This is a genomic window from Streptomyces justiciae, from assembly GCF_015163075.1.
Classification (GTDB): domain Bacteria; phylum Actinomycetota; class Actinomycetes; order Streptomycetales; family Streptomycetaceae; genus Streptomyces; species Streptomyces justiciae.
The window spans coordinates 1-11,491 of sequence record NZ_JADDXU010000016.1 but is presented as its reverse complement, the minus strand read 5'-3'; the positions used below and the strand labels follow the sequence as shown (position 1 = coordinate 11,491).

The 11,491-nt window shown below is 72.3% G+C and carries 14 protein-coding genes; 3 read left to right on the top strand and 11 right to left on the bottom strand.

Annotation, left to right across the window (positions count from 1 at the left end; all coding sequences use genetic code 11):
- From IQ210_RS34930 to IQ210_RS34920, 3 genes are all read right to left on the bottom strand, one after another.
- Entirely contained in the window at positions 1–585 is a 585-nt protein-coding gene (locus tag IQ210_RS34930; RefSeq protein ID WP_194083210.1) for a sugar kinase, read from the bottom strand.
- Complete coding sequence (locus IQ210_RS34925) at positions 582–1,730, bottom strand: ROK family glucokinase (protein ID WP_194083209.1); 1,149 nt, start codon at positions 1,728–1,730, stop codon at positions 582–584. Before IQ210_RS34925 ends, IQ210_RS34930 begins: the two co-directional genes overlap by 4 nt.
- 150 nt (positions 1,731–1,880) lie before the next feature.
- Entirely contained in the window at positions 1,881–2,618 is a 738-nt protein-coding gene (locus IQ210_RS34920; protein ID WP_194083396.1) for a GntR family transcriptional regulator, read from the bottom strand.
- Positions 2,619–2,747: 129 nt separating this feature from the next.
- Here IQ210_RS34920 and IQ210_RS34915 point away from each other — a divergent pair, with 129 nt between their 5' ends.
- Positions 2,748–3,749, top strand: coding sequence for a Gfo/Idh/MocA family protein (locus tag IQ210_RS34915; protein ID WP_194083208.1), 1,002 nt, complete (start codon positions 2,748–2,750; stop codon positions 3,747–3,749).
- A gap of 34 nt (positions 3,750–3,783) precedes the next feature.
- Here IQ210_RS34915 and IQ210_RS34910 read toward each other — a convergent pair whose 3' ends face one another.
- From IQ210_RS34910 to IQ210_RS34900, 4 genes are read right to left on the bottom strand one after another with little or no spacing between them, the layout of a single operon-like run.
- Positions 3,784–4,968 carry a cytochrome P450 family protein gene (locus tag IQ210_RS34910; protein ID WP_194083207.1) on the bottom strand — a complete coding sequence of 395 codons (1,185 nt, stop codon included), beginning with the start codon at positions 4,966–4,968 and terminating at the stop codon, positions 3,784–3,786.
- Positions 4,969–5,012: 44 nt separating this feature from the next.
- Positions 5,013–5,693 (bottom strand): response regulator, encoded by a 681-nt coding sequence (locus IQ210_RS34905; RefSeq protein WP_194083206.1) that lies wholly within the window; start codon positions 5,691–5,693, stop codon positions 5,013–5,015.
- Between the two features lie 45 nt (positions 5,694–5,738).
- Positions 5,739–5,867 carry a hypothetical protein gene (locus IQ210_RS48030; RefSeq protein WP_265584736.1) on the bottom strand — a complete coding sequence of 43 codons (129 nt, stop codon included), beginning with the start codon at positions 5,865–5,867 and terminating at the stop codon, positions 5,739–5,741.
- Between the two features lie 60 nt (positions 5,868–5,927).
- Complete coding sequence (locus tag IQ210_RS34900) at positions 5,928–7,187, bottom strand: sensor histidine kinase (RefSeq protein ID WP_194083205.1); 1,260 nt, start codon at positions 7,185–7,187, stop codon at positions 5,928–5,930.
- A 170-nt stretch (positions 7,188–7,357) separates the two neighbouring features.
- Between IQ210_RS34900 and IQ210_RS34895 the strand changes: the two genes are divergently transcribed.
- Entirely contained in the window at positions 7,358–7,558 is a 201-nt protein-coding gene (locus IQ210_RS34895) for a hypothetical protein (RefSeq protein WP_194083204.1), read from the top strand.
- 67 nt (positions 7,559–7,625) lie between these two features.
- Here IQ210_RS34895 and IQ210_RS34890 read toward each other — a convergent pair whose 3' ends face one another.
- The 4 genes from IQ210_RS34890 to IQ210_RS34875 form a co-directional block, all read right to left on the bottom strand.
- Positions 7,626–8,015: a ribonuclease domain-containing protein gene (locus IQ210_RS34890; RefSeq protein ID WP_194083203.1), complete on the bottom strand. Its 390-nt coding sequence runs from the start codon at positions 8,013–8,015 to the stop codon at positions 7,626–7,628.
- Positions 8,016–8,100: 85 nt separating this feature from the next.
- Positions 8,101–9,006, bottom strand: a complete 906-nt coding sequence (locus IQ210_RS34885; protein WP_194083202.1) for a DMT family transporter — start codon at positions 9,004–9,006, stop codon at positions 8,101–8,103.
- A gap of 91 nt (positions 9,007–9,097) precedes the next feature.
- Positions 9,098–9,724 carry a dihydrofolate reductase family protein gene (locus IQ210_RS34880; protein ID WP_194083201.1) on the bottom strand — a complete coding sequence of 209 codons (627 nt, stop codon included), beginning with the start codon at positions 9,722–9,724 and terminating at the stop codon, positions 9,098–9,100.
- A gap of 88 nt (positions 9,725–9,812) precedes the next feature.
- Positions 9,813–10,628, bottom strand: coding sequence for an AIM24 family protein (locus IQ210_RS34875; RefSeq protein ID WP_194083200.1), 816 nt, complete (start codon positions 10,626–10,628; stop codon positions 9,813–9,815).
- Between the two features lie 100 nt (positions 10,629–10,728).
- Between IQ210_RS34875 and IQ210_RS34870 the strand changes: the two genes are divergently transcribed.
- Positions 10,729–11,491, top strand: a 763-nt coding sequence (locus IQ210_RS34870; protein WP_194083199.1) for an SDR family NAD(P)-dependent oxidoreductase, incomplete at its 3' end; no start/stop codon positions are given.

The following is an 11,491-nucleotide window of genomic DNA, read 5'->3' as shown; positions in this document are numbered from 1 at the left end:
CTACGGGACCGTGCGCGAGACGACGTACACCATCGGGTTGGCCGGGTCGGCGGTGTTCACGACGATGTCCTGGGTCGGCGCCGGGTTCTTCTGCTTGTGGACCAGGCCCGCCCAGGGGCCGGGGCCGGTGAAGGTCCAGCCGGTGATCTTCTGGTCGCGGGCGCTGATGGTGATGTCGCCCTGCTTCAGGTCCTCGCGGCCGACGCCGACGCCCGCGAGGAAGGTGTCCAGGCCCGCGTTGGAGGTGCGGAACTGGACGTAGAGGCGGCTGGTCTTCCAGTTGTTGGTCTCGTAGTAGGCGATCCGGTCCGCGGGGTGCGGGACCGGCACCTGGTACAGCCGGCGCTGGACCTTCGACGGGTATCCGGCGGTGAGGCCGGTCGCCGAGTACTTCGCCTCCTTGTCCTTGCCGCTGTTGCGGCTCTGGTTGGCGGAGATCACCAGATAGCCGGCCGGGACGCCGATGAGCAGCACGATGATGAGCAGCGTGAGCGCCCGGCGGCGGTTGCGGTGCCGGCGGTCCTCGGTGGGGCGGGGCGGCTCGTCCGGGGAGTGGGCCGCCTGGCGGGGCAGCGAGGCCGTCACAGGGACTCCCGGGTGGTGCGGCGGGCCTCCGTGTACTTCGCGTAGCGCTCGTACCGCTCGACGCGGCGTCGGTTGGCGCGCCGGAAGCGGCGGGCGACCAGCCGCGCCAGGTCCGCGGCGCCGACCATGCCGGCCTCGGGGCCGAGCTGGGCTCGGACTATGCGCGCCTCGGGGCGGTAGCCGCGGCCGGTGAGCTGGCGCTTGAACGCGTCCCGCGCGGGACCGATCAACAGCTCGTCGGCGGCCGAGACACCGCCGCCGATCACGAAGCAGGACGGGTCGAGGGCGGCCGCCAGGTTGGCGATGCCGACGCCGAGCCACTGGCCGATGTCCTGGAGCAGCTCGATGCACATCGCGTCGCCCTCGCGGGCCAGCTCCGTGATCATCGGGCCGGAGATGTCGCCGATCTGGCCCTTGACGTGCTCGATGATCCCGTACGCCACCGGGGAGTCGGCGGCGGCCAGTTCCTTGGCCTCGCGCACCAGCGCGTTGCCGGAGCTGTACTGCTCCCAGCAGCCGCGGTTGCCGCACGGGCAGCGGTGGCCGCCGGGGACGACCTGCATGTGGCCGAACTCGCCCGCGACGCCGAACTTGCCGCGCTTGACCTGGCCGTCCTCCAGGATCGCGCCGCCGATGCCGGTGCCCAGCGTGATCATGACGAGGTGGTCCTCGCCCCGCCCGGCGCCGAAGCGCCACTCGGCCCACGCGGCGGCGTTGGCGTCGTTGTCGACGAGGACGGGCACGGCGAGGCGGCCCGCGAGGCGGTCGCGCAGCGGCTCGTTGCGCCAGGACAGGTGGGGGGCGAACAGGACGCGGTTGCGGTCGGCGTCGACCCAGCCGGCCGCGCCGATGCCGACCGCGTGCACGTCGTGCCGGTCGGAGAGGTCCAGGACCAGTTCGACGATGGTGTCCTCGACGACCTTGGGGCTCTTGGACTTGTCCGGTGTCTCGGTCCGGAGCTTCTCCAGGATGTTGCCGTCGGCGTCGACGACTCCCGCCATCACCTTGGTGCCGCCGATGTCGATGCCCACGGTGGGCACGCGGGGTGCGGTGAGGTGGGAGCGGCGCTCGCGGGTGCCGACCGTGCGCAGGGCCGGGGCGCGGCGGGAGCCGATCGGGGCGCTGAAGTTGCCGTAGGTGCTCATCGGCCTCGATTCTGCCTCACCGCCGGTATGGGTGCCGTACGGGGAAACACCGGGGCGGTTCCGGGCGGCCGCAATGTCCTGACATTGCGACCAAGTCGGTCGCGCACGAGCGGCACTTCAACGCCCCACCAGAGCCCCTGAGGCGATTCCCTACGGCCTCACGAGCAGCTGGAACTCGAAGGAGTAGCGGGTCGGCCGGTACGTGTGCGTGCCGAACTCGACCGCGCGGCCGGTGTCGTCGAAGGTCACCCGCTGCATGGTGAGCAGCGGCGCGCCCTCCTCCTCGGCGAGCCGCTCGGCCTCGGCGGCGGTGGCGGCGCGGGCGCCGATGGACTGGCGGGCGCTGTGCAGGGTGATCCCGGCGGAGCGCATCAGCCGGTACAGGCCGGTGGACTCCAGCTGGGCGGTGTCCAGGTCGAGCAGGCCCGGCGGGATGAAGTTGCACAGGTACGCCATCGGCTCGCCGTGCGCGAGGCGCAGCCGCTCGACGCGGTGCACGTCACTGTCCTCGGCCACGCCGAGGGCGGCGGCGACCTCGGCGGAGGCCGGGACGACGGTGTTGACGATCACCTTGGTCGCCGGGCGCTGGCCGGCCGTCTCCAGGTCGTCGTAGAGGCTGCTGAGCTCCAGCGGGCGCTTGACCTGGCTGTGCACGACCTGCGTGCCGACGCCGCGGCGGCGTACGAGCAGGCCCTTGTCGACGAGCGACTGGATGGCCTGGCGGACGGTCGGCCGGGACAGGCCGAGGCGCGCGGCGAGCTCGATCTCGTTGCCCAGCAGGCTGCCGGGGGTGAGCGTTCCGTGCTCGATCGCGGCCTCCAGCTGCTGGGACAGCTGGAAGTACAACGGCACCGGGCTGCTCCGGTCCACGCTGAGGTCGAGTGTCACGGTCGGGTCCACATCTGGTTTCGGCACGGGCCGAGCGTAGCTCCGTGGCCGGTTGACGGGAAGTTGTGTAGTCAGATTGTCCAGACATATGCATTGACAGCGGGAGGTCCGCGACCACATTTTGTTCACATGCGCATCGGGGTCATCGGGACGGGCCGGATCGGCACCATTCACGCGAACACGCTCAGCCGGCATCGCGACGTCGGGTCCCTGATCCTCACGGACGCGGACGGCGCACGGGCGCAGGCGCTCGCGCTCCGGCTGGGCGAGACGGCCGCGCCGGGGGTGGACGAGATCTTCCAGTGGGGCGTGGACGGGGTGGTGATCACCACGGCCACCTCGGCGCACGCCGAGCTGATCGGCCGGGCGGCGCGCTCGGGGCTCCCGGTGTTCTGCGAGAAGCCGATCGCCCTCGACCTGCCCGGCACGCTGCACGCGATCACCGAGGTCGAGACCGCCGGGACGGTCCTCCAGATGGGCTTCCAGCGCCGCTTCGACGCGGGGTACGCGGGCGCGCGGGAGGCGGTGCGCTCGGGCCGGCTCGGGCGGCTGCACACCGTACGGGCCCTCACCTCCGATCAGGCGCCGCCGCCTCCCGCGTGGCTGCCGCTGTCGGGCGGGCTGTACCGGGACACGCTGATCCACGACTTCGACGTGCTGCGCTGGGTGACCGGGCGCGAGGTGGTGGACGTGTACGCGGCCGGGTCCGACGCCGGGCCCAGGATGTTCCGCGAGGCGGGCGACGTCGACACCGCCGCGGCGGTCCTCACCCTCGACGACGGCACGCTGGCCACGGCGACGGCGACCCGGCTGAACGGGGCGGGCTACGACGTCCGCATGGAGCTCGCCGGCGAGCTGGACCAGATCGTGGTCGGCCTGGACGACCGCACCCCGATCGCGTCCACCGAGCCGACCGGCCCACCGGCCGCGGACAAGCCGTGGGCGGGGTTCCTGGAGCGGTTCGGACCGGCCTACGAGGCCGAACTGAACGCGTTCGTCGAGGTCGTACGAGGTGAGCGCGCCAACCCCTGCGACGGGCGCGAGGCGTTGCAGGCGCTGCGGATCGCCGAGGCGTGCGAGGTGTCACGGCGGGAGCGGCGTCCGGTGCGGTTGGGGGAGATCCTGGGCTGACCCCCGGTAGGCGGACACCGGGGGCTCACCGGATCTACCACCGCACCGGCAGGCTCCGCATCCCCCGCATCAGCATCCCCGGCAGCCACTCCCCCGAGGGGCCGTCGAGGGCCAGGTCCGGTGCCCGCTCCAGCAGCGTGCGGATCGCCGTGCGGCCCTCCAGGCGGGCCAGGGGTGCGCCCAGGCAGTAGTGGATGCCGTGGCCGAAGGCGAGGTGGCCGCGGGTGTCGCGGTGGATGTCGAAGCGATCGGGGGCGGGGTAGCGCGCTCCGTCGCGGTCGGCGGCGGTGAGGCCGACCATCACCGCGTCGCCCCGCGCTATGTGCGAACCGCCGATCTCCAGGGGCTCGGCGGCATACCGGAACGTGCCGTTCTCCACCGGGCCCTCCCAGCGCAGCGTCTCCTCGATCGCGCCGTCGATCAGGCTCATGTCGGCGCGCAGGGCGGCGAGTTGGCCGGGGTGGGTGAGCAGGGCGTACACGCCGCTGGTGATGAGGTTGACGGTGGTCTCATGGCCCGCGATGAGCAGGACGAAGGCCATGCCGCGCAGTTCCTCCGGGGAGAGGCGGTCGCCGTCCTCGGCGGTGGTGCGGATGAGGTCGCCGAGGAGGTCGCCGCTCGGTCCGGCGGACCTCTTGTCCTCGATGAGGCCGGTGAGGTACTCGGCGAGCCTCACGAACGCGTCGTACTCGCTCTCGGCGCTGGTGGGGGCGACGGCCTCGCCGGAGATCTTGCGGAACTCGGTGCGGTCCAGCTCGGGGACGCCGAGGAGTTCGCAGATGACGGTCAGGGGCAGCGGGTAGGCGAGGGACTCCACGAGGTCGGCGCGGCCCTGCGGGAGCATGGCGTCGAGCAGGTCGTCGGTGATCCGCTGGATCCTGGGCCGGAGTTCCTCCACGCGGCGCATGGTGAAGGCGCGGGAGACCAGGGAGCGCAGCCGGGTGTGCTGGGGCGGGTCGGCGACCAGGAGGTACTTGCCGATCAGCTCCTCGTCGAGGAACGTCACGCCGATCTTGCGGCCGTCCTTGGACAGGCGCGGGTCGGTGAGGGCCGCGCGCGCCTCCTCGTACCCCACGATCAGCCAGGTCTCGTGGTGGGCGTCGGGCGACGGCAGCCGGACGCGGTGCACCGGTCCGCGGGCGCGCAGGCGTGCGTACACCGGATGCGGGTCCGTGCGGAACGCCGCGCCGTACTCCCCCAGGTCGATCACTTCGCTCATGCCGATCCCTCCCCGTTGCCCCCCACAACGCGCGGGACCGCCCGCTAGTGCCCGTCCTCCTCCAGTTCCTCCAGAAGCCCCGCGTCGTACGCGAGGAGGGCGATCTGCACCCGGTTGTTGAGGTCGAGCTTGGCGAGGACGCGGGAGACATGGGTCTTGACGGTGGCGACGCTCATGTAGAGCTCCGCGGCGATCTCGGCGTTGGACAGGCCGCGGCCGACGGCCACCGCCACCTCGCGCTCGCGGTCGTTGAGGGCGGCGATGCGCTCCCGCGCGCGTGAGCGGCGCGTGTCGGCGGCGGTGCCGGCCGCGTGCCGCATCAACTGCCGGGTGACGGTGGGCGACAGGACGGGGTCACCGGCCGCGACCCGGCGCACCGCGTCGACGATCTCGGCGGGCGGTGTGTCCTTCAGGACGAACCCGGCGGCACCCGCGCGCAGTGCGCGCAGCACCTGGTCGTCGGCGTGGAAGGTGGTGAGGAGCACGACCTGCGGGGCGTCGGGGCGGGCGCGCAGCCGCTCGGTGGCGGTCAGGCCGTCCATGGACGGCATCCGGATGTCCATGAGGACGACGTCCGGGCGGCTGCGGTCGACGAGCGCCTCGACGTCGCTTCCGTCGGCGGCCTCCCCGACGATCTCGATGCCGTCGGCACCACCGATCATCAGGGACAGGCCGGCCCGCACCAGCGGATCGTCGTCGACGAGGAGCAGTCTGATCGCGGTCATGGGGCTTACGTAATCACGGTTTCGAGGGGCGCAGGTGCCATGCCGTCAGCCACGCAGCAGCACCCCGTGCCGCGTCCGCGGCCGCCGGATCTCCCACCAAGCCAGGGCCGTCACCGAGGCCGGTCCGCCCAGGAAGGCGAGGCGCGAGATCAGCGGCGGAGCGGTCTTCCGCACCCACGTCAACGGCGGCGCTCACAACGGTCAGTACGCCTCCCGCGAGGTGACCGGCTCCGCTCACCCCCAGGGCAGCCAGGCCCGTACCCCGAAGCCCCCGTCCGCCTCCGGGCCGTGTTCCAGGCGGCCGCCGGCCAGGGTCGCGCGTTCGGTCAGGCCGATCAGCCCCTGTCCGGAGCCGGGTACGGGGGTCACCTCGCCGTCGGGTGCCGGATTGCGGACGGAGACGGTGAGGCCCTCGCCCGGCGCGCCCTCGACGGAGACGGTGACCTCGGTGCCGGGGGCGTGTTTGCGGGCGTTGGTGAGGCCCTCCTGGGCGATGCGGTAGGCGGTACGGCCGACGGAGGCGGGGACGGCCGCGGGGTCGGTGACGCGGGTGTCGAGGACGACCTTCATGCCGGCCTCGCGGGACTCGGCGACCAATGCGTCGAGGGCGGCGAGGGTGGGCTGCGGGCGGCCCGTGTCGTCCTGGTCGCCCGCCCGGAGTACGCCGATGATCTCCCGCAGGTCCTGGAGGGCCTCGTGGGCGCTCTCCCGGATCACGCCGGCCGCCCGGGCGACCTCCTCCCGGGGGGCGTCGGGCCGGAACTCCAGCGCGCCTGCGTGCACGCTGAGCAGGGTCAGCCGGTGGGCGAGGACGTCGTGCATCTCGCGGGCGATGGCCTCGCGGGCCAGCCGCTGCGCCTGCTCGGCGCGGAGCCGGGCCTCGGTCTCGGCGCGCCGGGCGCGGTCCCGGAAGCTCAGCATGAGCTGCCGCTTGGAGCGCACGACCATGCCGCAGGCCACGACCACGGCGGTCATCAGCACGAAGATGATCACCGAGGCGAGGTAGGGCAGGTCCGGGTCGGGGCGCAGCCAGAAGTAGAGCGGGATCAGGGCGATGTTGGCGCCGCCCACCCAGGCCACGTACCGGAAGGGCCGGTGCACGGCGAGGGTGAACAGGGCGATCATGCAGGCGCCGCCCGCGGTGTCGGAGACGATGCCCACGGGGACCGTCGCGACGGCCAGCCCCAGCGGCCAGCGGCGGCGCAGCCAGACCGCGCCGCAGGCGACCGCGCCGATCAACTGGTCGAGGTGGGCGAGGTCGTCGGCGACATGGGGGTTGTCGGCGACGGCCTCCGCGCCGACCAGGCCGAGGGCCACGGCCACCGCGAAGCAGCTGAAGTCGACGAGCCAGTCGCGCGCGGTGCGCCGGGGCCGGCGTCCGGCGCGGTCGGTGTCCGGGTCGAGTTCGTTGAGGACGGCCGAGGGCAGCAGCCAGCGCCGGCCCGCGAAGAACTGGGGCACCGCCGTCTGCTTGTCACCGCTCACGGTCGACAAATCTACGCACGGAATCCCGGCGGCACCTCCACGCGGACGGCATCACCTACCAAAGTCGCGGGAGCGGCGACTTTCGGCGCGGCGGGGTCGCGCGGACCGGGTACTTCCGGCGGACAGGGCTCGCCCCGCGGCCGATGACTGTGGGGGGACCGCGGGGCGAGGGTCGTGTCATGAAGCAACTGCTGGAGCTGATCGGATTTCTCGCCCTGGTGCAGGGCGTCGCCGGCCTCGTGAACGAGTTCACCGACTGGCACTGGGGACTCGTGCAGAAGCTGGGCTTCCTCGACGGCTACGAGCTCTACGCGAGCATCGCCCTGGTGGTGCTGGCGATCGCGCTGTTCGCCGCCGCGGAGAGCCGGAAGTCCGGCTGAACGCGGACCGGACCTCCGGCTGGTCTCACTGTTCCTCGACGCCTCGGTGGGGTTTCGACCGGTCGGCTCAGCAGCCGTAGTTGATCAGGTCGAACGTGGCGTAGTGGTCCGCGGTGTAGTAGTCCTCCTGGTACTCCTCGCCCGTCACGATGCGGCGCGCGCCGCGCGTGGAGGAGCCGGGCGTCTTGACCGTGTACTCGTGGTAGTACCCGGTGGACTGCGAGGGCAGGACGCCTTCCCGGTTCTGGAAGACGCTGCCGTCCTGGGAGTACGGGTAGGGGCCGCCCTGCTCGATCAGCTTCAGGGTGTCGTACGCCTGGGAGGGCAGGTCGCTGTAGCAGATGCTGCCCACCGCGGCGGCCGCCGGGGACGCCGTGGCGACGGTGCCGCCGACCAGGAGGGCGGACAGGACGGCGGCCGCCGCGCCGATGCGGGTGATGCGTGGGGGGAATCTCATGCCCTCATGATGACGCGCGTAGACCATGGCATGTCAATGACAACTCCGGAGATTTTCCCGTCAAGTCCGATGAATTTTCCGGGAGTTAACTTGCGGCCCTGCGCCCCCACGCGGTCCCCACAAGCACCAGCGCACCGCCCGCGAGACCGAGCGCGCCGAGGCGTTCGCCGCCCAGGGCGATGCCCGCGAGGGCGGCCCACAGGGGCTCGGTGCCGAGCAGCAGGCTGACCCGGGACGGGGAGGTGCGGCGGACCGCCCACATCTGCACGAAGAACGCGAAGAGCGTGCAGAACGCGGACAGGAACAGCAGCCCGGTCCACTCCCGTGGCCCGAAGTCCGCGGCCGTCCCCCACGGCGTGGCGTCGGCGCCGGTCGACAGCAGCGCGAACACCGCTACGGCGGCGCCGAGTTGGACGATGGTCAGGGACAGCGCGTCGGCGCCGCGCACCGCCTTGAGACGGGACATGGCGAGGACGTGGACGGTACGGGCGAGCGCGGCGAGCAGCATGAGCAGGTCGCCGAGGGAGGGCCGGGTGAAGCCGCCGCCCTGGGTGAGCAGGACGACGCCGAGCACGGAGAGGGCGGCGGCGCCGAGGAAGTCCCGCGAGGGGCGGGTGCGGGTCACGGCGGCCTCGGCGAGCGGCGTGAAGATCATGGTCAGGCTGATGATGAGGCCGGCGTTGGTGGCCGAGGTGTGGACGACGCCGTACGTCTCCAGCAGGAAGATCCCGCTGAGGATCAGCCCGAGCACCCCGGCGCCCCGCCACTGGGCGGCGCTCAGGGCGCGCAGCGCGCGCCATCCGGCGACGGCGAGGACCGGCAGGACGATCGCGAAACGCAGCACCAGGACCGCGATCACGGTCCGCGCGGTGGTGATGTCCTTGGCGGCGAGATAGCTCGCACCCCACACGACCGCCACGAGCAGGACGGGCAGGTCGGTCAGCCAGGTGCGGCGGGGCGCGAGTGCGCCCGGTACGGCGATCGAGGACATCGGTGCGGCTCTCCCGGTCTCCGACGGAGGTGTGGAGACGTCGGTGGCTCGCACGTGGAGCGATCACCGTACCGGTGCGGCTGACCTGGGGCTAGGCGTTTTCCGGGAGGTCGAACGAGCCGTACTCCGGGCGGCCCGCCTTGTCGTACGTCTGGATGGAGACGCCTTTGGAGGTGATGAGCCCTCTCCGGTGCTGGAAGGCGGTCGGGAGGCTGCCCTCGGTGAAGAGGTGGCGGCCGGCGCCCAGGACGACCGGGACGGTGATCACGTGGAAGGTGTCGATCAGGTCCAGGTTCAGCAGGGACTGAAGCAGGGCTCCGCTGCCGTGAACCTGGAGCTCGCCGTCGGTGCGCTCCTTGAGGGCGGTGACCTCCTTGGCGAGGTCGCCGCTGATCACCGTGGTGTTGTTCCACTCGGGGCCGGTGAGGGTCGCCGAGGGGACGTACTTCGGCAGGGCGTTGAGCCGCTCGGCGATGAGGTTGTCGGGGTCGGTCACCTTCGGCCAGTACGCGGCGAAGATGTCGTACGTACGACGGCCGAGGAGGAACGCGCCGACCTGGCCGAAGACGTCGGTGACGAAGCGGTCGAAGTCCTCGTCGTCGTACGGGACCATCCAGCCGCCCTGCTCGAAGCCGCCCCTGGGGTCCTCCTCGGGGCCGCCCGGGGCCTGGTAGACGCCGTCGAGGCTGACGAAGATCTGGGAGACGAGCTTGCCCATGGCGGGTGCCTTCTCTCGTGGATGGGGTCTGCTGTCATCACCTCAGACCCCACCGGCACCCGCAACTCATCGGTGGCGCCGCGCGGCCTCAGCCCGCGTGCGTGGAGAACAGGCCGCCCGTGGGGCCCTGCTTGTCGCCGCCCTGGGCCTTCTTCAGGGCGTTGGCGAGGCTCTCGATGGTCAGGGACTGGAGGATGACCCGGCCGTTGCCCTCCAGGGTGGCCAGGGAGAGGCCCTCGCCGCCGAACACGGCGTTCATCAGGCCCTGGCGGTTGAGGCCGCCGACGCGCTGGACGCCGTACTGGATGCCCTCCTCGAAGGCGACGACGCAGCCGGTGTCGACCTCGATGCGGCCGCCGAAGTCGGCCGGGTTCAGGTCGATGAAGTTGCCGGCGCCGGCGATGATCACGGTGCCGCGGCCGGTGAACTTCTCCAGGACGAAGCCCTCGCCGCCGCTGCGGCCGGTCCTGCCGCCCTGGAAGGCGATGCCGAAGTCGACGGTGGACTCGGCGGCGACGAACGCGTCCTTCTCCGCGAACCACGCGCGCGTGCCGTCCAGCTCCAGGGCGCGCATCTCGCCGGGCAGGACGCCCGCGAAGCCGACGGTGCCCTCGCCGCCGGTGGACGTGAAGTACTGGAACGCCAGTGACTCGCCCGCGAGGGCGCGCTGGCCGACCTGCATGGCGGTGCCCATGGCCTGGCGGAGCATGCCGCCCATGCCTGCGGCGCCTGAGCCGCCGGTGGGTTGACCTGCGTTCGACGGGCCGCTGAGGCGGGTTTCCATGGTCACGTTCGTGGTCTTGAACAGGAACTTCCCGGCCTCGCAGTACACCGTCTGGCCGGGCTGGAGGCTGACGACCGCCATCTGCATGGCGTTGCCGACGATTTCTTGCTGAAGGGTCACGTGGGGAGAACGCGGGAGGCGGAGGGAAGAGTTCCGGGCGGTCGAGCTTGATGTCCGTTCACCGCCGGTGTGTGGGTGCTCGGGCCGCTGGGATGGACCCATGACAACGACTTACGGAACTCTGCACGGCAAGGTCGCCCTCGTCACCGGTGGCAGCCGGGGGATCGGGGCGGCGACGGTGCTGCGGCTCGCGCGGGAGGGCGCGGACGTGGCGCTGACGTACGTGAACGGCAAGGAGGCGGCCGCGGACGTCGTACGGCGGGTCGAGGCGCTGGGGCGGCGTGCGGTCGCCCTGCGGGCGGACTCCGCGGACCCGGAGGAGGCGGTGGGGGCCGTGGCGGGTGCGGCGGATTCGCTGGGCGGCCGTCTGGATGTGCTGGTGAACAACGTGGGCGTGGGGGTGCTGGGGCCGCTGGAGGGGCTGTCGCTGGTCGACGTGGACCGGGTGCTGGCCGTGAACGTGCGCGGGGTGTTCCTGGCCTCGCAGGCTGCGGCCGCGGTGATGGGAGCCGGTGGGCGGATCATCACGATCGGTACCTGCATGACCCAGCGGGTGCCCGGGCCCGGTGGCACGCTCTACGCGATGAGCAAGTCGGCGCTCGTGGGGCTGACGAAAGCGCTGGCCAGGGAGCTGGGTGGGCGGGGGATCACGGCGAACATCGTGCATCCCGGGCCGACGGACACGGACATGAACCCGGCGGACGGGGCGTATGCGGCGGGGCAGGCGGCGATGACGGCGTTGGGGCGGTTCGGGACGGTGGAGGAAGTGGCGGGGGGGGGGGGGGGGGTGGCGGGGGGGGGGGGGGGGGGGGGGGGGGGGGGTTGGGGGGGGGGGGGGGGGGGGGGGGGGGGGAGGGGGGGGG